General features: G+C 62.9%; 19 protein-coding genes. 10 read left to right on the top strand and 9 right to left on the bottom strand.

Going from position 1 to position 23,947, the window contains the following annotated elements; translation table 11 throughout:
• The first annotated feature begins 60 nt into the window (after positions 1-60).
• Positions 61-1,629: a cryptochrome/photolyase family protein gene (locus tag EV688_RS13465; protein WP_162883952.1), complete on the top strand. Its 1,569-nt coding sequence runs from the start codon at positions 61-63 to the stop codon at positions 1,627-1,629.
• A gap of 6 nt (positions 1,630-1,635) precedes the next feature.
• Here EV688_RS13465 and EV688_RS13460 read toward each other — a convergent pair whose 3' ends face one another.
• The 3 genes from EV688_RS13460 to EV688_RS13450 all read right to left on the bottom strand — a co-directional run bounded on the left by EV688_RS13460 (position 1,636) and on the right by EV688_RS13450 (position 4,216).
• Positions 1,636-1,827, bottom strand: coding sequence for a DUF2256 domain-containing protein (locus tag EV688_RS13460; protein WP_117318954.1), 192 nt, complete (start codon positions 1,825-1,827; stop codon positions 1,636-1,638).
• A gap of 7 nt (positions 1,828-1,834) precedes the next feature.
• Positions 1,835-3,127, bottom strand: a complete 1,293-nt coding sequence (locus EV688_RS13455; RefSeq protein WP_117318955.1) for a DASH family cryptochrome — start codon at positions 3,125-3,127, stop codon at positions 1,835-1,837.
• Between the two features lie 141 nt (positions 3,128-3,268).
• Positions 3,269-4,216 carry a GGDEF domain-containing protein gene (locus tag EV688_RS13450; RefSeq protein WP_117318956.1) on the bottom strand — a complete coding sequence of 316 codons (948 nt, stop codon included), beginning with the start codon at positions 4,214-4,216 and terminating at the stop codon, positions 3,269-3,271.
• Between the two features lie 404 nt (positions 4,217-4,620).
• Here EV688_RS13450 and EV688_RS13445 point away from each other — a divergent pair, with 404 nt between their 5' ends.
• From EV688_RS13445 to EV688_RS13435, 3 genes are read left to right on the top strand one after another with little or no spacing between them, the layout of a single operon-like run.
• Positions 4,621-5,403 carry an ATP-dependent zinc protease family protein gene (locus EV688_RS13445; RefSeq protein ID WP_117318957.1) on the top strand — a complete coding sequence of 261 codons (783 nt, stop codon included), beginning with the start codon at positions 4,621-4,623 and terminating at the stop codon, positions 5,401-5,403.
• Positions 5,393-6,910 (top strand): inactive transglutaminase family protein, encoded by a 1,518-nt coding sequence (locus EV688_RS13440; protein ID WP_205686686.1) that lies wholly within the window; start codon positions 5,393-5,395, stop codon positions 6,908-6,910. The genes EV688_RS13445 and EV688_RS13440 overlap by 11 nt, the downstream gene beginning before the upstream one ends.
• Before the next feature lie 38 nt (positions 6,911-6,948).
• Complete coding sequence (locus EV688_RS13435) at positions 6,949-7,866, top strand: alpha-L-glutamate ligase-like protein (RefSeq protein ID WP_205686698.1); 918 nt, start codon at positions 6,949-6,951, stop codon at positions 7,864-7,866.
• On the opposite strand, the gene EV688_RS13430 is transcribed toward EV688_RS13435, so the two are convergent.
• A complete protein-coding gene (locus EV688_RS13430) occupies positions 7,835-10,741 on the bottom strand; it encodes a ligand-binding sensor domain-containing diguanylate cyclase (RefSeq protein ID WP_162883953.1) in 2,907 nt (968 codons plus the stop codon). The genes EV688_RS13435 and EV688_RS13430 overlap by 32 nt on opposite strands.
• A 311-nt stretch (positions 10,742-11,052) precedes the next feature.
• On the opposite strand from EV688_RS13430, the gene EV688_RS13425 reads away from it, so the two are divergent.
• Positions 11,053-11,730, top strand: coding sequence for a carbonic anhydrase (locus EV688_RS13425; RefSeq protein ID WP_117318960.1), 678 nt, complete (start codon positions 11,053-11,055; stop codon positions 11,728-11,730).
• A 7-nt stretch (positions 11,731-11,737) separates the two neighbouring features.
• Here EV688_RS13425 and EV688_RS13420 read toward each other — a convergent pair whose 3' ends face one another.
• The 5 genes from EV688_RS13420 to EV688_RS13400 form a co-directional block, all read right to left on the bottom strand.
• The gene (locus tag EV688_RS13420) at positions 11,738-14,875 is read right to left on the bottom strand and encodes an efflux RND transporter permease subunit (protein ID WP_117318961.1); all 3,138 of its coding nucleotides are present in this window, start codon (positions 14,873-14,875) and stop codon (positions 11,738-11,740) included.
• Positions 14,872-16,371 (bottom strand): efflux RND transporter periplasmic adaptor subunit, encoded by a 1,500-nt coding sequence (locus tag EV688_RS13415; protein ID WP_117318962.1) that lies wholly within the window; start codon positions 16,369-16,371, stop codon positions 14,872-14,874. The genes EV688_RS13420 and EV688_RS13415 overlap by 4 nt, the downstream gene beginning before the upstream one ends.
• Entirely contained in the window at positions 16,368-17,654 is a 1,287-nt protein-coding gene (locus EV688_RS13410) for a TolC family protein (RefSeq protein WP_131917663.1), read from the bottom strand. The genes EV688_RS13415 and EV688_RS13410 overlap by 4 nt, the downstream gene beginning before the upstream one ends.
• Before the next feature lie 68 nt (positions 17,655-17,722).
• The gene (locus tag EV688_RS13405) at positions 17,723-18,100 is read right to left on the bottom strand and encodes a hypothetical protein (RefSeq protein ID WP_117318964.1); all 378 of its coding nucleotides are present in this window, start codon (positions 18,098-18,100) and stop codon (positions 17,723-17,725) included.
• An 86-nt stretch (positions 18,101-18,186) separates the two neighbouring features.
• The gene (locus EV688_RS13400; RefSeq protein ID WP_117318965.1) at positions 18,187-18,654 is read right to left on the bottom strand and encodes a Dps family protein; all 468 of its coding nucleotides are present in this window, start codon (positions 18,652-18,654) and stop codon (positions 18,187-18,189) included.
• A gap of 217 nt (positions 18,655-18,871) precedes the next feature.
• On the opposite strand from EV688_RS13400, the gene trhA reads away from it, so the two are divergent.
• The 5 genes from trhA (at position 18,872) to EV688_RS13375 (ending at position 23,946) form a co-directional block, all read left to right on the top strand.
• Positions 18,872-19,525 (top strand): PAQR family membrane homeostasis protein TrhA, encoded by a 654-nt coding sequence (gene trhA, locus EV688_RS13395; protein ID WP_240624410.1) that lies wholly within the window; start codon positions 18,872-18,874, stop codon positions 19,523-19,525.
• Positions 19,526-19,610: 85 nt separating this feature from the next.
• The gene (locus EV688_RS13390; protein WP_205686687.1) at positions 19,611-20,441 is read left to right on the top strand and encodes an ADP-ribosylglycohydrolase family protein; all 831 of its coding nucleotides are present in this window, start codon (positions 19,611-19,613) and stop codon (positions 20,439-20,441) included.
• Between the two features lie 321 nt (positions 20,442-20,762).
• Positions 20,763-21,080: a hypothetical protein gene (locus tag EV688_RS13385; RefSeq protein ID WP_117318967.1), complete on the top strand. Its 318-nt coding sequence runs from the start codon at positions 20,763-20,765 to the stop codon at positions 21,078-21,080.
• 119 nt (positions 21,081-21,199) lie between these two features.
• Complete coding sequence (locus tag EV688_RS13380) at positions 21,200-22,492, top strand: amidohydrolase (protein WP_240624411.1); 1,293 nt, start codon at positions 21,200-21,202, stop codon at positions 22,490-22,492.
• A 50-nt stretch (positions 22,493-22,542) separates the two neighbouring features.
• Positions 22,543-23,946 carry an 8-oxoguanine deaminase gene (locus EV688_RS13375; RefSeq protein ID WP_117318968.1) on the top strand — a complete coding sequence of 468 codons (1,404 nt, stop codon included), beginning with the start codon at positions 22,543-22,545 and terminating at the stop codon, positions 23,944-23,946.
• Position 23,947: the final 1 nt, after the last annotated feature.

Genomic DNA, 23,947 nt, shown 5'->3' with positions numbered 1-23,947 from the left:
TTCCAAGGGCTTACTGCAAAAGGCAGAAAACATGAAAAATAGCACATGAAAGTTGGAAGAATGCGATTGACAGGTCACAACATATCAGTGGGCCAGGCAGTGTCCGACCCGCGGTTGATTCTTGTACTCGGCGACCAGCTGTCGCTGAAAAATCCGGCGCTGGTCGCCGCGCGGCCAGGCATTGATACCGTCTTGCTCGCTGAAGTGGCCGAGGAAGCCAGCTACGTGCGGCACAACCGCCACAAGATTGTGCTGATCTTCGCCGCCATGCGGCATTTCGCCGATACTCTGCGCGATGCCGGGTTCGAGGTGGTCTACGTCACACTGGACATGGGCGTTGACTCTTTACTCACTGCGCTGGCAAATACGCTCGAGGCGGTGCCGGTGCTTGCGGGGGTGCACTGCTGTGAACCCGGCGAATACCGATTGCGCGATGCCATGCGCGGCTGGCAGGAGTCGCTTGGTCGACCCGTGACAGTACACGATGACAGCCGCTTTCTCGCCTCGCACCGCGATTTCGAGCGCTGGGCCGAAGGCCGTAAACAGCTGCGCATGGAGTACTTTTATCGCGAGATGCGCAAGCGCTACAACCTGCTCATGGATAACGACGGCAAGCCCGAGGGCGGTCAGTGGAACTACGATGCCGACAACCGCAGCGGCTGGCGTAACCAGGCGGAGGTCCCTGACCGGCCGTCGAACACACCGGACGCCGTGACCCGGGAAGTCATTGCGGAAGTCTCTGCGTGCTTTCCCGATAATCCGGGCGAGCTTGCGGATTTTCGTCTCGCTGTTACCGCAGGCGGCGCGCAGGCAGAGTTTCGCTGGTTCTGCGACAACGCGTTGGGTCAGTTCGGCACTTTCCAGGACGCACTGGCAGAGGAGTCGCTCTGGCTTTACCACGGTCTCATTTCGATGTATCTCAATATCGGCCTGCTGGAGCCGCTCGACGTGTGTCGCGAGATCGAGGCCCGCTGGCGCGCAGGTCAGTGCAAGCTTTCTGACGCCGAGGGTTTCATCCGACAGGTGCTCGGCTGGCGCGAGTACGTGCGTGGTATCTACTGGCTGCATATGCCGGGCTATCGCGACCTCAATACCTTCGAGGCCGAGCGGCCGCTGCCCGACTGGTTCTGGAGTGGCAACACCGACATGCGCTGTCTTTCGCGGGCGCTGCAGCAGTCCCTTGACCACGGCTATGCGCATCATATCCAGCGCCTGATGGTCATCGGCAACTTTGCGCTGCTGGCAGGGCTCGACGTGCGTGGCGTCTGCGACTGGTATCTGGCGGTGTATGTTGACGCGTTCGAATGGGTGGAGTTGCCCAATACGCTGGGCATGGCGCTTTACGGCGACGGCGGCATCATGGCGAGCAAGCCCTACGCGGCGAGCGGCAAGTATATCCAGCGCCAGGGCAACCACTGCGCCAGCTGTCGTTATGATCCGGCGAAAACCACGGGCGAGGGCGCCTGTCCCTACAACGCACTGTACTGGCATTTCGTTGACCGTCACGCCGAGGAACTGACGCGCAACAGCCGCATGGGGCTGATTACCGGCGGCTGGCGCAAGCGCAAGGCGGAGGATCGCGAGGCGATTATTGCCTGGGCCGAACAGACGCTTCAGGACATCGGCTAGACCGCGTCAGTGCCGTTCGATGCCGTCGCGCGGGAGGCTGCGGCGCTGGCTGGCGCAGCGTCGGGAGCAGTAGACAATGTCATCCCAGTTCCGCCGCCAGCGGGCGCGCCAGGTGAAAGGCCGGTCGCACACCGGGCAGGTTTTCTCCGGCTTCGGCGGTCGTCCCCGTCCCCGCACGCTTTTGCCCCTGTCCGGCATCGCGTGCTCAGATCGGCCAGTCGGCGGCGTCGGTAACATAAGTGGGCTGGTGCGGTCTGTCGCCGTCCCACTTCGCCACGAAACGTCCGTCGCTGTCATGGTCGGTCCGCTGCTTGTCCTGATTGAAGCGGCGGCCACCACGCGGGTCGGCGCCGACACCGGCAAGGTATTGCCAGTTGCCGTAGTTGCTGGCGACGTCGAAATCCAGCAGATGATGTTCGAAGAAGGCGGCCCCGTAGCGCCAGTCGATGCCGTACTCGTGGACCAGGCAGCTGGCGACGATCTGCCTGCCGCGATTGCTCATCCAGCCCGTGTCCACCAGCTGATGCATGAAGGCATTGACCAGCGGGAAGTTGGTGTCGCCCTGGCACCAGCGCGCAAAGTTGCGTGGCTCAAAGGTGCAGCGCATCAGTCGCTTGCCGGCACCGCTGGCGCGAAACAGGTGGCGGGCATCATCCGTTAACGCCCGCCAGTGGAAAAACTCGCGCCAGAGGAGTTCGAAGTACAGCCAGTAGGTCGACGCATTGGACGTCACCGCCGCCTCGAAATCCGCCACCTCCTGCGCTACCTGTCGTGGCGACAGGCAACCCGTCGCCAGCCAGGGTGACAGCGTGCTCGAGCCGTCGAGCGGATCGAGGCCGTTGCGCGTTTCCTTGTAGGACAGGATGCCCTGCTCATCGTGGACAAACTGCTGCAGACGCCGGGCACCCGCCGCCGCACCACCGCGGATCGGCAGTGCGGCACTCGGCCGTGCCGCCGCTACGGGTATGGCGTGGAAATCCGCCGCCGGGGGAGGGGGTAGTTTGCCGGGGGCGGGTGTCGGCGCTGTGAATGGCAGGTCCTCGACCGCGCGTCGGAAGGGCGTGAATTGCCCTGGCATCTGTGTCAGCGGGAACGGCAGCGCCGTTTCGGCGAACAGGGTGTTGCCGCGATGAACCTGTACCGGGATGTCCAGCTTGTCACGCAGGGTGCGTACCGCCGCGGCTTCGTACCAGCCGGGGGTGCGCGCCGTGCCGACACGCTCAATACCGAAGCGCCTGACAAGATCCGGGATAACCAGCTCGGGCGAGCCGTGAAGCACCAGAAGATCCTGCCCCAGCCGCGCCAGGTCCTCCCGTAGCGAGATCAGGCTCTCGGTGAGAAAGCGCTCGCGCTGTGCGCCTATGCCGTGCTGGTTGCACCACGGCCGGTTGCGCGGCCAAAGAAAGACCAGCAGCAGCTGGCTGGCCTGCAGGTGTTCCAGTAACGCGGGATTGTCATGCAGTCGCAGGTCATTCTGGAACCAGTAAAGATGTCGCATGAAAGCTCCGGGTATGTGCGCAGGAGAGTTACGCTGGCGTGACTCTCCCGGATTGCCGTGAATGGGGCCCGGGGTCTCTGCAAATGCGGCGTTTGTGCCGCCTGGTCTATCCGCGTTCCAGGGCGGGCTGAGGCGGCACCGTCACAGCTGTGTGCAAACCCTGCCTCTGCCCCGGGCCTTGGCCTGATAGAGATGCGTATCGGCCCGTCGCAAGAGGTCCGTTTCCGCATCGCCCTGCCGGTACTGCGCGATGCCGATGCTGATACCCGGCCTCAGCACGGGCAGGTTCCCTGTGACGCAGAACGCCTCGGCGGGCATGGACGAGAGCCTGGCCCGAATCCTTTCAGCAGTGCAGCGCGCCGACTGCAGATCGGTAAAGGGTAGCAGGATCGCAAACTCATCGCCGCCGAAACGAAACGCGAGATCCGACTCCCGGGTGACAGCGGTGAAAATGTCTGCCAGCAGCCGCAATGTGTGGTCACCACTGAGGTGGCCCAGTTCATCGTTCAGCTTCTTGAAGTGGTCGACATCAATGAGCATCATCGACAAGGCCGCGCCGTGCCGCCTTGCTCTGCTGATTTCCTCCGCCAGGCGTGCGTCGAGTGACTTGCGGTTGAGCAGTCCGGTGAGCCCGTCATGCATGGCCAGCTCCCGATAGGACTGCACACTGAGCGCCATTTCAAGATAGTGGCTGAAACACTTGACCGCCCTCGACAGGAATACGATGCCATCGTCATCCGGGCGCTCACGGCAGATAACGGCCAGCATGCCGAGGTGTGCACTGCCGGGCTTCAGTGCAAAGTCCAGCTTCTGACCCCGGTGCCGTCCTGACTCCCCCGGCGTTCTGCCTGCCGTCCCGCCGTGGGAATACACGATCTCTTCGGCCAGGTCATGTTCCCGTGCCCACAGACGGAAGCGCTCGGTCAGTGTCTTTTCCTCGGAGCTGCCCAGAAGCCTCTCGTGCAGGTTCAGCAGACGTTCAGCGCTGCTGATGTGCTGGGCATTGCGGGCTTTCTCGTCAGGGGTGGCGTCGCGTTTCGGGCGGATCAGACGATGTGTGTCAATTTTCAGTGTCGGTACGTTGTTCATTCGGCATTCCGTCCGCAAATCGATGTTCTAAGAAAATATAGCAAAAACCATGCCACATATTTCTGACGGAGAAGGCGGGGAAAGCTGACGATGGCAGGCAGGGTTATCGCCGATTCCGGAAAGCGCGGCAGTGAAGGTCGGCAAATTGTCGCCGCTCTGGCCCGGGGCGTGCGTGTTTTTGCCGCTCCGTCAAAATTCCGTAACGGCATCTGCGTGGACTTGCCCGGATCGGTCTGTGAAAACTCCCGCTTGTGCCCCGTTCTGCTGTGCATTACCGGTAAGATTACCCGGTGGCGATGATTTTCGAGAGGCTATCGGGCAGGATGTCAGATTGAAACAGGTCAGGCAGGAGACACTTCTCGGGATTGATTTGCCGCGATGGCCATTGGCGCAGATGGCGGTGCGTGCCACAGGCGCTGCTTGCCGTGTGTTTTTCTGCTTGCCAGGCGCTGCCCGGAACGTTGACCGGCTCTGAATCCGATGCTGAATCTGCAGAGCCTGAGGCGCTGGTAAATCTTCGTGACAGCCATGCAGTCTGCGAGGCGCGACTCACGGCCTTGATTGCCTCTCGGGATGAATTCGGCGTGCAGCTGGCAGCCCAGAATGCAACGCTTGCTGACGTGCAGGATGCTGTTCGCCGGGTTGAATCCCGATTCAACGAACAGGACCGCTCTGCAGCGGTGGAGACGCCGGCGCAGGCCTGCGAACCACAGATTGCCGAGTTACCGAGCAAGCTGCTTGTGGGACGGCGGGAGCAGGTCTGGATAGAGCCGCTGCAAATGACGCTTCCGGCACGCATCGACACAGGCGCGGAGACGGCGTCACTGGATGCCAGGAATATCGAAGAGTTTGAGCGTAACGGCAAGCCCTGGGTGCGTTTCGATATCGTGCATCCGGACGACGGCGAGGCCGTCGCCATGGAGCAAGAGGTTTCCCGCTATGTGCGTATCCTGCAGTCCAGTACGGATACGCCCGAGCGGCGCGCGGTAATTGAACTGGGCATTGTCATGGGCAATATCCGCCAGGCGGCGGAATTCACGCTGAGTAACCGCAGTCATCTGGATTTTCAGGTGCTTGTGGGACGCAACGTGCTGCGTGACCTGATGATCGTGGATGTGGGGCAAAGCAATATCGCCCCGCCCCGGCTGCCTGAGGGCGACGGGAAAGAAACTGTCGATGAATCGTAAACTCCCTTTCACGCTGGCGGTGATTGCGATCGCTGTCGTGGGTCTTGTGATTGCGGTGCTGCGCCACCTGGAAACCGGGGCGCCCTGGACCCCCGGCGTGGAGCGCTCCGTGTGGCTGGTCGAGGCGCGCGTCGATTTTGTGGCCAGCGGAGAGCCGGTTACTGCGAGTCTGTCCATCCCGGAAAACCTTCAGCATTTCGATATCGGCGATGAGCGATCTGCATCGCCAGGCTATGGCTTTGCGATTGTCAATGATGATGGCGACCGTCGAATTGAATGGACGCGGCGAGATGCGGAAGGGACGCAGTCTCTCTATTACATCGCCCAGTTCACGCCCCGGGAGCGGCCCGAAACCATAGAGATCGACCGGGAGCCGGTAGCGGAGCAGGTGTACTGGAGCGAGCTTCAGCGCAGTGTGGCGGCAGAGTTGCTGGACCGCGCCAGGCAGACTTCCAGCACGCCGCGCAGTCTCGCACGAGAGCTGGTGAAGCTGATGGCTTTGGTGGACGGTGATCAGAACGCCGCTCTGCTGCTGGCGCAGGCGGAATCCTCTGCGGATCTGCTTGCCAGACTTCTCAATGATGCGGGTGTGCCTGCGCGCCGCGTCTTTGCGCTGCAGCTGGAAGATGCCAGGCGTCGACAGCCGCTGCAGCGTATGGTGGAGATCTACGAAGAGGGCGAGTGGTTGCTCGTCGATGCCGCTACCGGCGAAGTGGGAGTCCCCAGGAATACCTTGCTGTGGCACCGTCAGGGGCGCTCGCTGCTGGACGTCGTTGGCGGTCGCCAGTCACGCGTGAGCTTTTCCATGATCCGCCAGTCGGTACCGGCGACAACGCTGGCCCGAAGCAGTCGCACTGACAGCATATTCTACCGCGTTGGCGTGCAGAGCCTGCCCATTGAGGAGCAGAGCATGTTCAAGATGCTGCTGCTTCTTCCCATCGGTGCCACGGTCGTTGTTTTCATGCGTGTGCTGGTCGGGGTGCAGACGGCGGGGACCTTCATGCCTGTGCTCATCGCGCTGGCCTTTCTGCAGACATCGCTGGTGCCTGGCCTGTTGAGCTTTGTCTCTGTTGTTCTTATCGGCCTGGTGATGCGCAGCTATCTGAGTCGCCTGAGCCTGTTGCTGGTGTCGAGGATTGCCACGCTTATTATTCTCGTTATTTTCATTATTTCAGCGCTGAGCATCATCGGTTACCAGTTGGGCTACAGCACTGGCATGACCATCACGTTCTTTCCCATGATCATTATTGCGTGGACTATCGAGCGCATGTCGATCCTGTGGGAGGAGGAAGGGGCGAAGGAAGTCCTGGTACAGGGCGGCGGCAGCCTGATTGTCGCGATCATCGCCTACCTGCTGATGCGCGTGCCCCTGGTGTCGCACCTGACCTACAATTTTCCTGAGCTGAACCTGGTGCTGCTGGCCGCCATTCTTGCCATGGGGCAATACACGGGTTTCAAGCTTTCCGAACTGCGACGTTTTCGGGCAATACAGGAAGATATCGATTGAAACGCTGGGTCAGCGTGCCGCAGTTGCGCCGTTTCGGCATGCTTGGCATGAACAGCCGCAACGTCGACTTCATCGGACGCTACAACGAACGGCGTCTGTTTCCCCTCGTAGACGACAAGCTCAAGACCAAGCTGCTGACGCAGGATCACGGTATAGCGACGCCGGCACTCCGTATGACGGTAACGCAGCAGCACGAAATCCGCAGCGTGGGTGCAAAACTGGATTCACTGTCCGGGTTCGCCATCAAGCCGTCGAAGGGGTCCGGCGGCAAGGGTATCTGGGTGATTACAGGGCGTGATGGGGATGCGTACATCAAGAGCTCCGGCGCGCGAATTGGTATTGACGCTATCCGCAGGCATTTGTCGGACACCCTGGCGGGACTCTACTCCCTCGGGGGTACCCCGGACGTCGCCATCATTGAAGACCTGATCGAGTTTGACCCGGTTTTCGCCGGATACTCCCATGAAGGTGTGCCGGACATCCGTGTGATCGTTTTCAAGGGGTTTCCGGTGATGGCGATGCTGAGGCTGGCGACGCACGCTTCTGACGGCAAGGCCAATCTGCATCAGGGCGCCATTGGTGTGGGGCTGGCAATGGATGCAGGCCGCTGCCTCAAGGCCGTGCAATTCAATCGCGAGGTGCTTCTGCACCCCGATACCGGAAAGCCGCTCAACTCGATTCGCATCGACAACTGGCGCGACCTGTTGCTCCTGTCGGCAAGATGTTACGAAATGACCGGCCTGGGCTACATTGGCACTGACATTGTGCTCGACCGTACCCGCGGCCCACAGCTGCTCGAATTGAACGCGCGTCCAGGATTGACCATACAGATTGCCAATGGCCTGGGGCTGGTTCCGAGGCTGCGGCATATCGAATCCCTCGACGACCGCCGATTCCGCGATCCTGCCGAGAGGGTCGATCACGTCATGCGGGAGTTCGCCCCTCGTAAATCCTGATCTGGTCACGGCCGGCATTCTTGGCCCGGTACAGAGCCTGGTCGGCGCGCTCCATCAGTTCAGCCGCGCCTGACAGCGCGTCAGTTGTGGCAGTGGCGCAGCCCAGGCTTACCGAGACATAGGGTGATATGTCGCTATCCGGATGGCGCAACTTGAGCGCGCGTACGCGCTCCATGATGCGCAGGGCGATTTGCGTCGCGGCCTCATGGCCGGCGCCGTGAAGCAGAATAATGAACTCCTCCCCGCCATAACGGGCCACCATGTCCCCGTCCCGCAGGGTGCCATGCTGCAGGGCGGCGGCGATTTTTTTCAGGCAGTCGTCGCCAGCCTGATGCCCGGCGGCATCGTTGTACTGCTTGAACCGATCGATATCCAGCATGATGATGCCCAGGCTTTCGCCCGAACGCAGTGCCTGCGTCCAGGCGCCCTCAAGCCGCTCTTCGAAATACCGTCGGTTGGCAACGCCGGTAAGTCCGTCGGTACGGGACAGCTGTTCAACCGTTGACAGTGCGGCCTGCAGTTCTTCCGTGCGCTGGTTGACCAGGGTCTCCAGCTGGCGCTCGCGCTGCCGGGTCTTGTGTGCCGTAAACCGGTAAATGCCGAAGAGAAGTCCGACGATGGCGATACAGAAAAGCACCAAGGCCCATCCGGTCTGGTACCACAAAAGGTTGCGGTTCAGAGACAGGCGCGCCGCTTCCGACGCAGTGAATCCTTCGCGGCCTCCTTCCCGTGATGCTTCAACGCTAAACACGCTCTCTCCTGGGGGTACGGAGGTGAAGTACGCGGTGCGGCGTGTACCTGCCGCCTGCCAGGAGGAATCGGCGCCCTCAAGCTGATAACGGAAGACAATGGCAGCGGCATTGCCGAGATAGGGCGCGGTGTAATCAATTTCCAGCGTTCGCGTATCGGCCGGCAATTCCACGGTGTCGGTCAGCGGCACGGCTGCGCCGTCGATGCGGATGGCCTCGATGATGGGGCGCAAGGGTGGCGGCTGCCGCGAGGGCGTTGTCGGGTCGATGGACACCAGCCCTCGATTGGTGGGGAACCACAGGTGGCCGTTGCCCGCCTTGAATGCGGCCGGCTGGAAGCCGCCCATGAACTGTGCGGATCGCAGACCGTCGGCCTCGTCGAACAGCTGTGCCGAAAACCGCTTCGCTTCACCGCTGGCAACGGCATTGAGTGCGCTTCTTGCAATGCGCGCGAGTCCGCCCGATCCACTCAGCCAAAGCCGCTGGGCGCTGTCCTCGAGAATGGCCAGCGCGGAAAGCTGGGGCACGCCCTGCTCCAGCGTGAACTGAAAAATCCGGCCATTGTCGAGCTGCGCAAGTCCGCCCTCGCGGCTGGCGATCCAGATCACGCCGTCGGCGTCCTCGTAGGTGCCGCTGATCAGATTGCTGGCCAGTCCATCGGCCTCCCGGTACCAGCGGGAGCTGTCTCCCTCCCGTCGCAGTAACCCGTTGTTGGTCGAAAACCACAGCCGGCCCCGGCTGTCCTGCATGATATGCCGGACCATGTTGTCGGTGGTCTCCTCGCCGAGAGGAATGCGCTCGAGCTCCTCATCTTGCAGTCGGTACAGTCCCCGGGCGGTGGCGATCCAGATATTGCCGTCGCTATCCTGTTCGAGGGCGATGATGTGATCGCTGTTCAGCCCCTGCTGCATCCCCAGTTGACTGACGCCGTCTTTGGCAAAGCGTGAAATACCGCCGCCGAAGGTGCCCACCCAAAGCGTCTCATCGTCGGCGACAAGAAGAGACGACACGCTTTGCGACGCCAGGCCGTCGGATTCGTCTATCGCCGTGATTTCATCGTTGTCAATCCGGTACAGTCCGCCGGTCTCGGTACCTGCGTAAACAATGCCCGTCGGTGTGCCGGTGACCACAAAGGTAGAGTCTGCCATGCCCTCCGGGCGTCCAAAAGGCAGGAAGCCGCTATCGCGCAGACGGTAGAGGCCGGCCATGGTTGATGCCCAGATATTGCCCTCCCCGTCCTCGAACAGATCAAAGACATAGCCCGAGCTGCCCTCATCCAGCGGGAATTCAAGCCATTCGCCATCCTTTGACAGTCGCCACAGTCCCTTGCCGTAGGTGCCGAGCCACAGGTTGCCATCTCGATCTCTCAGCGCCTCCTCGAAGGGCAGTGCCTGCTGGAGCGGCGATGGCTGCAGAGGCACCGGCTGGCCACTGTCGAGACGGTAGATGGCACCGGTGATGGTGCCCGCAAGCAGCCCCAGTGCCGGATCCCGGGACAGCAGGTGTACCTGCGGCGCCTCCAGCCACGGTTCGCCGGAGAAACTGGTAAAGGCGCTACCGTCAAATCGGCTGAGTCCATTGGTCAGTGTGCTGAACCAGAGGCTGCCGTCCTCGCCGGGCGCGATCTTGAAGACTCTCTGGTCCGCCAGTCCATCGTCCACCGTCCAGCTGTCGATGTGCCCATCGCGGTAGCGGCTGACGCCTCCGCCGGTGGCGAACCACACGCTGTCATCCTCGTCTATGTGAATGTCGTAGACCGTGTCGCTGGCAAGTCCCTCGTTGACGCCGAGTGCCTGCCATCCCTGCGGTGTCCGGAACAGGGCGCCACCGCCGTAGGTGCCGAGCCAGAGCGTACCGTTGTCTGCCCAGGTGAGCACGCGGATGTCGTTGGAGCGAAAGGCCCTCTCCGTCTGCGTGTTGAAGGTCTTGAAGCTGATGCCGTCGAATCGCACCAATCCATTCGTGGTGCCCAGCCACAGGTAGCCGCTGGGGCCCTGGCGCGCCAGCCAAACGGCTTCAGAGGGCAGGCCGCTGGCCCGGGCAAAGCGGTCTGTCAGGTGCTGGGTTGGCAGCAGGTCGCCGCGCAGGGCGAGCGATGGCGCGGTCCACAGGAGCGCGCAGAGCATGGCGCAGCAGCGGACAGCGCCTGTCAGACAGAAAGGCCACCGGGGCGGCGTGTGATGATGGTCGCACGGCTCTGGCATGTTTAAGGTGTCGTCGTCTGCGCTAGGTAACAGTGACGGCGAGAGTATCCCAGTGTTACCTCAGGGAACAGTTGACCATGGGGGGTTTGACGACCCGGTCACGAATTGCGGGGTTGGTGCGCCACGCGGCAAGTTCGAAGTGGGCCAGGAGTGGACATTGGTGTGTCGACTGACGGAGGTTATACTCACGTTGGGAGGGGGGTTTCGATCAACATCACAGCAATGGAGTGACAATGAAGAAACTTCTCGAAGGCGTGTGCAAATTCAAGCAAGAGGTCTTTCCTGAAAAGAAAGCGCTGTTCTTGGAGCTGGCAGTGGGACAGGATCCGCGAATTCTCTTTATCACCTGCGCCGATTCACGCATAGATCCGAACCTGATCACACAGACGGTCCCGGGCGAACTGTTCATCTGCCGTAACGCCGGGAACATTGTGCCGCCGCACGAGCGCAACGCCGGAGGCACGACGGCATCCATCGAGTTTGCCGTGGCGGCACTCGGTGTGAAGCATATCGTCGTCTGTGGTCACACCGACTGCGGTGCCGTCAAGGGTGCGATGAACCCCGAAAGCCTCAAGTCATTGCCTCATGTGAGCGACTGGCTGGCCCACACCCAGGCAGCGGTCGCAGCCGTGCAAGCCCGGCATGATGGCCTGAAGCCCGAGCATCTTGCTGAGTTGACCCAGGAGAACGTCGTGCTGCAGCTGCGGCACCTGATGACACACCCGTCCGTGGCAGCGGCGGTCGCCACCGGCAAGGCGCAGCTGCATGGCTGGGTCTATGATATCGGCAAGGGCGACATCCAGTGCTATGACGGACGTGACGATGTCTGGCGCGCCGTTGAGGATGTCTACAATGACCCCGAGCTGATCGAGCGTATCGAAAAGGGCATGCCCAGACATCAGCACGCCTGATATCGACTTACCCGGCCCGGTCACTGCGCAAGCCCTTTGCCTGCCACAGAAAGTAGATTACCGGCACAACCAGCAGCGTGAGGGCGGTGACGCTGAGCATGCCGCCTATCATGGGAGCCGCAATACGGCGGGTGACTTCGGCGCCCGTTCCCGTCCCCAGCATGATAGGTGTCAGCCCGGCAACGGTGGATGAGACGGTCATGGCGATGGGCCTTACCCTCTCAAGCGCGCCCTCGACGACTGCGCCGCGAACTTGTTCGCGCGTTATGCTCTCGGCTGCAGGATCCTCGTCCATGCGTCGCATCGACTGTTCCAGGTAGAGCACCATCAATATGGCAATTTCAACCGCTACCCCGGCCAGCGCCACGAAGCCCACGGCAGTGGCGATAGACTGGCTGTACCCGAGTAAGTAGAGCAGCCAGTAGCCTCCTGCGAGACCCAGGGGCAGGGTGCCCAGAACAATCAGCATCGGTACCACACGCTGGAAGATGACGAAGAGCAGCAGGCCAATAATGGCAACGACCGCGGGGACGACCAGCGCGAGCCTCTCTGTTGCGCGCTGCAGCTGTTCGAACTGTCCCGACCAGTGCAGGGTGTGGCCGGCGGGAAGATCCACTGTCTCCGCCACCACGCGCCGCGCACGCTCCACGTATCCGCCAATGTCATCGTCGTTGACGTCCACATACACCCAGCCATTCAGGCGTGCGTTTTCCGTACGGATAACGCCTGGCCCGCTGTCGACAGACAGGGTCGCGACCTCCTCCAGCGGCAGGTAGGCCCCGCCCGGGGTGACGACCGGGAGTCGGGCCAGCTGCGCCAGATTGTCGCGCAGGTCCCGCGGGTAGCGGATATTGATGCTGTATCTCTCGCGCCCCGAGATCACCTGGCCCACCTGCATGCCGCCGATCCCTGAGGCAATCACATCGTGGACATCGGCGATATTCAGTCCGTAGCGGGCGGCTTGCTCGCGGTCGACATCAATAGTGATGTAGCGACCCCCGGTCACCCGCTCTGCATAGGCGGATGCGGTTCCTGGGAGGTCCTGCAGCGCAGTCTCCACATCCTGCGCTATGCGGTTGATCTGCTCGAGATCGTCGCCCGCGATCTTGATGCCCACCGGCGTCTTGATGCCGGTGGCGAGCATGTCCAGTCGATTCTTGATGGGCATGAGCCAGGTGTTGGTGAGGCTGGGTATCTGCACGCGTGCGTCCAGTTCACGGCGAATGTCCTGAAGTGTCACGCCCGGCCGCCACTCGTCCCGGGGTTTGAGCCGGATGGTGGTCTCTATCATGGTCAGCGGCGCGGGGTCGGTCGCGGTGTCGGCGCGACCGGCCTTGGCGTACGCGGTGTCTACCTCGGGCGTCTGCATGATGAGCCGGTTGGTCTGTCCCAGCAGCTCGGCCATCTTGCCCGCGGATGCCGCCGGAAAGGCGCTCGGCATGTACAGCAGGTCACCCTCGTCGAGTTCCGGCATGAACTCGCTGCCCAGCTGCGACAGGGGAAATCCTGCGCTGGCGGTGACCAGCAGCGCGAGTAGCAGCGTCAGAACGGGTGCGCGCAGCGCGGCGCCCAGTACCGGGCGGTACAGCCGGACAAGAAACCGCGTCACCGGGTTGCGCGCGGCGGGCCGCAGGCGCCCCCGCGCGAGCAGCCCAATCAGTACGGGTACCAGCGTGATGGCAAGCAGTGCCGCCGCCGCCATGGCATAGGTCTTGGTGTAGGCCAGCGGACTGAACATGCGCCCCTCCTGCGCCTCGAGGGCAAAAATCGGCGTAAAGCTCAGTGCAATGATCAGCAGCGAGAAGAACAGGGCCGGGCCGACCTCCACCGCGGCATTGCCGACGATCCGCCAGCGCTGCTCAGGGTTTTTCGCGGATTCCGGCGCGCGCTCGAGGTGCTTGTGCACGTTCTCCAGCATGACCACTGTGGCGTCGACCATCGCGCCGATGGCGATGGCGATACCCCCGAGTGACATGATGTTGGCGTTGATGCCCTGCAGCCGCATGAGGATAAAGGCCATCAGGATGCCCAGCGGAAGACTCAGGATCACCACCAGCGACGAGCGCAGGTGAAACAGGAACAGCGCGCATACCAGCGCGACGATGACGAATTCCTCGATCAGAATGCTGCCGAGCGCGGCCACCGCCCGCTCTATCACGCCTGCCCTGTTGTAGGTCTCGATGATTTCCACGCCCGGTGGCAGGCTGTCGGCGATACTGGCGAGTCGCGCCTTGACGCCGCGGATGGTCGCCAGAGGATTCTCGCCGTACCGCATCACGACGATGCCGCCGACGGCCTCGCCCTCGCCATTCAGTTCGCCGATGCCGCGCCTGAGGTCCGGTCCCAGACGCACCGTGGCCAGGTCGCCGATGGTGACGGGGGTGCCCCCCTCGGCGGTTTTCAGAGGCACCTGCCGCAGGTCATCGATGGAGGTGATGTACCCGGTTGCACGCAGCATGTACTCGGCTTCCGCCATTTCCAGCACCCGCGCACCTGTCTCGCGGTTGCCGCGCTCAATGGCCTGACGGAGATCGGTCAGCGTCAGGCCGTGCGCGTGCAGGGCGATCGGGTCGACAACGACCTGGTACTGGCGCTGCATGCCCCCGATCGCCGCCACCTCGGCGACCCCGGGCACCGTCTGCAGTTCATAGCGGATAAACCAGTCCTGCAGGGCGCGCAGATCCCCGAGGTCATGCTCGCCGCTGCGATCGACCAGGGCGTACTGGTAGACCCAGCCAACGCCCGTGGCATCCGGCCCCAGGGTGGGGCGGGCTGCCGCCGGCAGCTCTGCGGCCACCTGATTCAGGTACCCGAGAACTCTCGCCCGCGCCCAGTAGAGGTCGGTGCCGTCTTCAAACAGCACGTACACAAAGGAGTCATTGAAAAAGGAGTAGCCGCGGACCGTGGTCGCGCCGGGCACCGATAGCATCGCTGTTGCCAGCGGGTAGGTCACCTGGTCTTCCACCACCTGTGGAGCCTGTCCCGGATAGCGGGTCTTGACGATCACCTGCACGTCGGACAGGTCAGGAATGGCGTCCAGCGGCGTTTGCCTGGCCGAGAGCGTTCCCCAGATGGTGAGCAGCACCGCGAGCATCAGCACCAGCACCCGGTTGTCCAGTGACCAGCGTATGATCGTGGCAATCATTGGCGGGCTCCATGGTCGTGATGCGCAGGGTCGGTGTGCGCATCGGACGCTGGCGGCGTGGCATCACGGGGATCGGGCTCGGCGGGAGCCGCAGGCTCTTTATGCGAACTGTGGTCCTCGTGGGCACTATGGTCCTCTTGGGCACCATGGCCTTCGTGGGCACTATGGTCGGGCTGGACGTCCTCGGCTGCGTTATCTTCCGGGGCCGTGTGACCGCCGTGGTCGTGAGGGCTCTCCTGCGCCTGGTGTTCGCCGTGGCTCATGCGGCCAAGAGCAGGCTCGAGGCTGGCCTCGGAATCGATCAGGAACTGCGCCGAGATCACCACGCTTTCGCCCTCGTTGAGTCCGCGGGTGATTTCCGTGTGCGTTGCAGTGACCAGTCCCGTCGACACTTCCGCGGGCCGGAAGCGACCCTCACCGAGGTCGAGAATGACGCGCTCGGACCCGCGGCTGCGGATGACCGCCGCGTTGGGAACCGCAAGCACATCCGCGCGCTCGGGTCCGCGGAAATCCGCGCTGACGAACTGTCCGGGTCGCAGTGACCGGTCTGCATTGTTAACAGCGGCGCGCACGCGGGCAGTGCGGGTTGCCTCATCGATGGTCGGATAGAGGTAATCCACGACGGCCGTGCGCGGGGATGCCCCGCTGCTGCCGGGCGTGCGGAACGGGAGTCGGTCGCCGACGCTGACCTGATCCAGCTGGGAGGGAAACAGTGACGCCTCGAGCCATACGCTGCTGTCGTCCGCCAGGCTCATGATGGTTGTGCCCGGCTGTACATACATGCCCTGGCGAATATTCAGCTCCAGGATGACGCCGTCCTGCGGCGCGCGCTGCTGGTAGAGCGGCTGCACGCGTCCCGCCTCGCGCAGTGCCTCAATCTGGGCAGGCAGCATGCCCAGGGCGCGCAGTCGCTCTTCGCCGGCGCGGGCCAGTGGTGCCCGGTCAGAGGCCACAGACTGGAGATACTCCTCCTGGGCGCTGACCAGGGCGGGTGAGTAGATGTCGAACAGCAGGTCGCCCGCCTGTACGCGGTTGCCCTCCGCATTGGCGTGGAGTTTCTCCACCCAGCCTTCAGTGCGCACGTGAATATGGGCGATGCGGTCGGCATTTGGACGCACGATGGCGGGAGCCGTGAATGCCGGCGTCAGGCTCTGGCGCTTTACGGGCGCGGATCTGGCGCCGATGGCATTCAGCACCTCGGGTCTGATGCGCAGGAAGTCGCTGCTATTCTTGCTGTCGGCGTAGACCGGCACAAGATCCATGCCCATGGGCGATTTGCCGGGCTTGTCCCGCCGGTAGCCGGGGTCCATGGGGGCCACCCAGTACAGAACGTCATCCTCGCCGCCATTCCCGGACGCCTGGCTATCGTCGGTGCTGGCGTCGTGATCCATCGTCATGGGGCTCAGCCACGCACCGAGAGCGATGCCACACAGCAGCGCGATGAGGCTTGTTGCCACGAGGGCCTTTCTCGTGCTCATGGCCTTTCTCGTGCTCATGGCTGTTCTCCTGCGAGGTAGATGAGTCTGGACCAGGCGATCCCGCGGTCCCGTGCCAGCTCCAGTCGGGTCAGCTGCACGTCCAGCTGCGCGAGCTGCGCCCGGATGAGCTCGGCAAAGTCTGTCTGCCCACTGGCATAGGTGGAAACGGATGCCTCTGCGGTCTGGCGCGCCCGCTCCTCGACGACGCGCTGATAAAGGGCCATACGCCGCGACAGGTGCTCCCAGTCCGATGCCTCCCGCTGCAGTTGCTCGTTCAGGTCCAGCAGCAGGGCGTGTCGGTCGAGCTGCTCTGCGCTCTCGTTGCGCAGCGCCGCGAGGCGGCGCCGGTCCTGTCGTTTATCCGTGAAGAGCGGCATGGAAACGCCAACGCCAATGCTGGCAAAGTCGCTGAGCTCCGTGCGGATACCGTAGCCGGCCTGCAGCGAGAAGGCCGGCCGGTAGCTGGCTTCGGCAAGCGCGACACCTGAGCGTGAGGCGTCGATGCGCGCATCCAGCGCCTGCACCAGCGGATGATTCGTCAACCGCTCCTGCAGGACGCCGGCCTCTGGCAGGTCAGTGAATTCCGGCAGGGACTCCGGCATCGCCGCGTAGGCATCGGCGCCGATCCGCCGCCCTAGCCTGGCGCGGAAGTTCTCCGCCCGTTGCTGATGAGCGGTCAGCTGGTCCCGCAGAAGGTCCAGTTCCAGCTCGGTACGCAGCATGTCCTGGGCGTGCAGACTCCCTGTGGCAAAGCGCGCTGACAGTGAATCCAGCAACTCGACCACGGCGCGTATGCTGTCTTCCAGAACGGCCCGGACGCGGCCGTGGTAAAACACATTCAGCCAGGCCTCGCGGGTAGACAGAATGATATCCCTCTCCCTCGCCTGGCGCAGTGCGCGCTGTTCCCGGGACTGCGCATCGCGCTGCTGGCCGCGGAGCGCCAGCGTATCCCCGGCGGGGAACTCCTGGCTCAGACCGAGGGTAATCTGGGTCATGTCGGCGCCATCCAGCGCAGGGGAGTCCACCGGAACGTTGGCGAGGCCCGAGGTGAAGCGGGGATCGGGCAGTTGTGCGTCAGCCACGGCGGCGTGGGCGAGCGCGTCGGCGCGGGCGGAATGGCTTGCCAGGGCAGGCTCCTGTGCCGCGCGGGCGAGCCGCACCGCCGCGTCCAGGGTCAGCAGTCCGCCGGGCAGGTCGGCGGACGCCGCTGTCGGCAGCAGGAAGACTGTGAGCAGAAATGGGGCGATCCGTTTCCGGGTCTGGCACCGGATGGGTGGCCGGGCATGGCTGGGGTTGTTCACGGGCTGTTTCTCCTCCGTTGGGCGGGACAGGCGACGCCGATGCGCCACCTCGCGTGTCGGAGGACTATCTATTCGTTGAAAGTGACCAGTATCAGGTGTCTGCGGGGACCATCCCTCGCTGGAGGGGGCCCGATCGCGCCTGTCTGCAGTCGGGGTGGGCGCTCGTGCACGGCAAAACCGACCGGCGGCAGCATGGCCGGGCTGTCTGCACCGCCATCGTTTCGGGGTTTGTCAGCAGGGTTCAGGCTGTCGCAGTCATCCGGCCCAGCGCTCTCGTGACAGGGCTCCGGCGGGCAGTGGGGGCAGTCATGATTGCTGGCAGCGTCCGGGAGATCGACCAGCGCCATGGCGCAGGGGGTCGTAGTCACCAGAATCACCAGGGTGCAGCACACGGCCAGCATCCAGTGGAGCTGGCGGCGCGGACTGATGGTGTAATCCCGGATCATGACAGCGGTATACGCTGATGTGGCCCCGCGTGCAAGCGGCAGAGGCGCGGCCAGTGCGCGCGGGGAACCAGCCTGACTGCGGACAGCTACTGCATCGCGCGCAGCATCCAGGCGGTTTTCTCGTGCACGCGCATGCGGTCTGAAATCAGCGCCGCTGACGATTCGTCGTTGGCTTTCTGCGCAACCTTCAGCGCATCGCGGCAGGTCTTGACTACCTGCTCGTGGCCGCGGGTGAGAATGGCGGTCATCTCGCCAGCACCCGGCACGTCCTCCACCTCTTCAATCGAGCTCAGGCTTGCAAAGGCCTTGTAGGTGCCCGGTGCGATAACGCCCAGCGTGCGTATGCGCTCGGCGATGTCGTCCACGGCTACCGCCAGTTCGGTGTAGTGCTCCTCAAACATCAGGTGAAGCTCCCGGAACTGCGGTCCGGTGACATTCCAGTGGAAATTGTGCGTCTGGAGATAGAGGGTGTAGGAGTCGGCGAGCAGACACTTGAGCTTCTCGGCGACGTCGGTCCGGTCTTTCTTGCTGATGCCGATATCGACTTTGGACATGGTGAGCCTCCTGGCTGATTCCCGTGCGACACTTGAGTGTGCCTTTACCGGGCTAATATACGACGACCGCGCTCAACATGCTCATGAGATTTTCCCGCGCTGACCATCGGCCTGGTCGATGCCGCTTTCCCCGGAGTAGGCGTTGAATGAAGAACCATTGTGGCACACCATAGGCGGGAGGCCGTCTGGAGCGGCACAGTGTCTTGAGAGCTCCCGTGTGGAGCGCGGGAGCGGCCTGACCGTGTATTACGGCGAGCGTCTTAACAGCATCAGCCATCTGGTGGGCGCAGTTCTGGCGCTGGTGGGCTTCGGCGCGCTGCTGGCGGTGGCGCTGCAGCTTGGCGAAGCATCCATCATTGTCGCGTTCAGTGTGTACGGTGGCACACTGGTGCTGCTTTATACCAGCTCGACGCTCTACCACAGTTTTCGCCCGCCCCGGCTCAAGCGTTTCTTCAAAGTGCTGGACCATATCTCCATCTATCTGCTGATTGCCGGCACCTATACGCCGTTCATGTGGGTCAGCATTGGCGAGGGGAGTGGTCTGCAGATTCTGGCTCTTGTCTGGGGAATGGCAGTCCTGGGTGCGCTGTCCGAAGTTTTCCTGCACGGGCGGGCCGTGAAGATTGCGCAGGTGATCGCGTATCTCGGCATGGGCTGGGCCTGTTCACTGGACTTTGGCAGCCTGCGAGCCGCCCTACCCGAGCCGGGCTTCTGGTGGCTGGTTGCCGGTGGCCTTGCCTATACCGCGGGCGTGATCTTCTATGTCGCCGACAAGCTGCAGAAACTCAACCATGCTCACGGAATCTGGCACTTTTTTGTTCTCGTCGGTTCGGTGTGTCACTTCATCGCCGTGATCAAGTACGTGCGCTGAAGGGCCCGTCAGGGCCGGGCTGCAGCACGGGCGCCACCCGGCCCTGCCAGTCAATCCGCACCCGCCGCGGCAGCCGGTTGACACCTTGACTGCCTTCCAGCACGGTCGCTGGTCGAAAACCCTGCAGGAGGACCCCATGTTCGGTGCGATCGCCGGCGATATCATCGGCTCCGTCTACGAGCGTACGCCCATGAAGCGTAAGGACTTTCCGCTGTTCCACCCGCAGGGGCGATTTACCGACGACAGCGTACTGACGCTGGCGGTCGCACATGCGCTGCTGGAAGACGGTGATTATCGGCGCTGGGTGTGGGAATACGCCCACCGCTATCCGGACGCAGGCTACGGCGCCTCGTTTATCCATTGGCTGCAGACCGATGGCGGCAAGCCTTACAACAGCTGGGGTAATGGGTCTGCCATGCGGGTCAGTGCCGTCGGTTATGTCTTTGACACGCCGGAACGCGTGCTGCAGGAGGCGGCGGCCTGCGCGGGGATCACGCACAACCACCCGGAGGGCATCAAGGGTGCACAGGCGGTCGCCCTTGCGGTTTACCTGGCAAGACAGGGCGCCTCCAAAGCCGCGCTTCGAGAGGAAATATCCAGACGTTTCGGCTACCGCCTCAACCGGAGTCTGGACGCCATCAGACCCATGTACCGCTTTGATGTCTCCTGCCAGGGTTCGGTACCCGAGGCCATTATTGCCTTTCTCGATGCCAGTGATTACGAGGATGCGGTGCGCAATGCCGTGTCGCTCGGCGGTGACAGTGATACCCAGGCCTGTATGGCCGGTGCCATTGCGGAAGCCTTCTATGGACCCCTGAGCTCCGACATTGAGCTCGAGGCGAAGCGCTACCTCACAGAGGATCTCTTCGAGGTGGCCAGTGCCTTTTGCGATCGATTCGTCGTGTCGAGGGCTTGACGGGCGCGGTGGTAGCGGTTGCCCTGCCCGGGTGGCGTCTCTGAACAAGCCCAGGTAACACTTTTTCGGTGCCGGGGCGCCTTATCCCTCGGTGAACGCCGTCCATTCAGTAAATTAAAAAAACCAATAAAAACAAAAATATAGAGTTTATCTTGCTTTTTGGCATGTCGAATTTGTGTATTTTTCACACGCATTCCCTGTGTTCGCGTGATCTGGTTCCGCAATCTTCTGGGTATAAGTGTTACCATATGGCACATAAGGTAACACTTTGAGTGGCGGGAGTCCCCGCTCGCTCCAACCATTAACGGAGAACAGGAACACATGAACGTCAGAACGTTAATCATTCGATTCGGCATTGGTACGCTCGTCGCCGGTATGCTCGGTATCAACAGTATTGCCGCGTCGGCCACGGACCGGCCGCTGAGCAAGGAGACCACGGCAGTTGTCGCGACCTCGAGTACCTCAGTGAGCGCGGATATCACGGCCAGCCGCGAGCCATTCGTGCCCGACAGGGGTGAGCAGGATCGCAGGGATGCAGATCGCGCCAACGGCGAGCTGCAGCTTGCCGACGATATGGCACGCAAGCTTGAGGATCAGCTGGAGCGCCGCCTCGCTTCGCAGCTCAACAGGGTGATCTGAGCCTGGAAAGCCCCTGTGCAAAATCCTCACCCGGTGGTAGGTTAGGGTCTGGCTAGCGACGTTGCCTGCGGCATACGACGCCTGCAACCGTAACCATGACCGAGGCGGAGAGAGCAGACATGATGAAACGGGGAATCCTGGCACTGGCGCTGGTCGCCAGTTCTCTGGCAGTTGCCGATGATGAGGCGCTGCCGGCGTCGGTGCAGCGTGGCGTAGAGGGTGTAGCGGACAAGGTGGTCGCCTGGCGCCGCGACATTCATGCCAACCCCGAACTCGGAAACCGTGAGTTCAGGACAGCCGGGCTCGTGGCTGATCATCTGAAGTCGCTGGGAATGGAGGTGACCACCGGCGTGGCTCACACCGGTGTTGTCGGTATTCTCCGGGGTGGTGATGGCCCTGTTGTCGCGTTGCGCGCAGACATGGACGCGCTTCCGGTAACGGAGGAGGTCGACCTGCCTTTCGCGTCGACGGTGCGTACAACCTACAACGGCGAGGAAGTGGGCGTCATGCATGCCTGTGGCCATGACAATCACGTCGCCATACTCATGGGGGTCGCCGAAGTGCTGGCAGGCATGGGAGACAGCCTGCCGGGCACTGTCATGTTCCTGTTCCAGCCGGCGGAGGAAGGGGCGCCCGAGGGTGAAGAAGGGGGCGCCGAACTCATGCTGAAGGAGGGGGTGTTCGAATCCCTCACACCCGATGCTGTGTTCGGCCTGCATGTCTGGCCGGCCCCGGTCGGTTCGATCTCGACACGCCCCGGCGGCATGATGGCATCCTCCGACAGTTTCTCAATCCGGGTGCAGGGCAAGCAGACGCATGGGGCCATGCCCTGGGGAGGCGTTGACCCGATCGTCTCCGCGAGTCAGATCGTCATGGGTCTGCAGACCATTGCATCGCGGCAGCTCGACGCTACCAAGACACCATCCATCGTCACGGTGGGGGCGATTCATGGCGGCGTGCGCCACAACATCATCCCGGCCGAGGTCGAGATGGTGGGAACGCTCAGGACCTTCGATGCGGAAACCCGCACACAGATTCACGAGCGCGTAACGCGAACGGCTGAGACGATTGCCAGCAGCAGCGGCGCGACAGCGGAGGTTGATATCAGCCTGGGTTATCCGGTAACCGCAAACGATCCGGCGCTGACAGCGCAAATGCTGCCCACGCTGCAGCGGGTGGCCGGTGACAAGTACTTCGAATCCCCCCGGGTGACCGGCGCGGAAGATTTTTCCTATTTCGCCGAGGCGGTCCCGGGGCTCTTCCTGTTTCTCGGCATTGCATCGGACGATCCCGCGCTGGTGCACCCGAATCATTCGCCACGCTTCTACGCGGATGAGCGTGCGCTGCCCGTGGGCGTAAGGGCGCTCACCGCATTGACGCTGGACTACATGAGCGCCGCACCGGGGCCGTGAGTGGGCGTCGGTCCCGTCGGTGACGGGGCCGACGCTGCCGGACGGCGATCATGGCCTCTCTGCTGCTGACCAACGCGACCTGTGTCGCTACATTCGACGACGCCGGCACCGAGATCACGGATGGCGCCGTCTACATTGACGATCACGTCATACGTGCGGTTGGCCCCGCCAGTGAACTGCCGGATACCGCGGATCGCGTCATTGACCTGAGGGATCATCTTGTCCTTCCCGGATTGATCAACACGCACCATCATCTCTCTCAATCACTCACCCGGGGTGTCGCCCAGAATGCCGACCTGCTCCCGTGGCTGAAAACGCTGTACCCGATCTGGGGGCGGCTGACCGACGAGGGCATCCGTATCAGCACGCTCACCGGGCTGGCAGAGCTTATGCTGTCGGGTTGCACGACGAGCAGCGATCATCACTATATGTTTCCCAACGACTGCACCCTCGATACGCAGATCCGCGCTGCGAGCGATATCGGCATGCGTTTTCATGCGGCGCGTGGCGCCATGACCCTGGGCGAGTCTGCCGGCGGCATGCCGCCCGATGCGCTGACCGAGAACGAGGATGCCGTGCTTGCCGATATGCAGCGGCTGATCGAGACCTGCCACGACCCCTCGCTGCACGCCATGCAGCGTATCGTGCTGGCGCCGAGTTCGCCGTTTGCTGTCACCGAATCGTTGATGCGTAATAGCGCCGAGCTGGCCAGGGAGAGTCGGCATGTGGGCCTGCACACGCATCTTGCCGAAACGCTCGATGAGGAAGTCTACTGCCTGGAGCGGTATGGACTGCGTCCCCTCGCGTACACGGCGTCACTGGGCTGGACTGGGGACGATGTCTGGCACGCTCACTGCGTGCACCTGAATGCGGACGAGGTCAGGCAGTGTGCCGCCACACGCACCGGTGTCGCACACTGCCCAACCAGCAATATGCGCCTGGCGAGCGGCATTGCGCCGCTGGCTGACATGCTTCGCGCGGGTGTCCGTGTCGGCCTTGGGGTGGACGGGTCGGCATCCAATGACAGTGGGCACCTGCTGGCAGAGGCGCGCCAGGCCATGCTCCTGCAGCGAGTGGCGCCGGTGCGCTACTCATCCGCTGCCGTCCCTGGCGGTCGCGGCGGTTTTGCCGGTGACCCGGCGGCGCTGTCAGCGCGCGAAGCCCTGCGAGTGGCAACCCGCGGAGGTGCCGCAACTCTCGGGCGGGACGACATCGGAGCCATTGCCGCGGGTATGTCTGCGGACCTTGTCGCCATCGATCTCAATCGCATCAGCTATGCGGGTGCCGGGCATGACCCCGTCGCAGCGGTTGTCTTCTGCCAGCCGTCCAGCGTTGATCTGTCCATTATCCACGGCCGTGTCGTGGTGGAGAACGGGGTGCTGCAGACGCTGGATATCGGGCCAGTGCTCGAGCGACACCGGCAGCTATCGCGGGCGATGATCCGGGGCGACTGAC

Source organism: Chromatocurvus halotolerans, from assembly GCF_004340525.1.
In the GTDB taxonomy this organism is placed as follows: domain Bacteria; phylum Pseudomonadota; class Gammaproteobacteria; order Pseudomonadales; family Halieaceae; genus Chromatocurvus; species Chromatocurvus halotolerans.
Note: the sequence above shows the minus strand (reverse complement) of the source record. Positions and strands in the feature narration are given on the sequence as shown.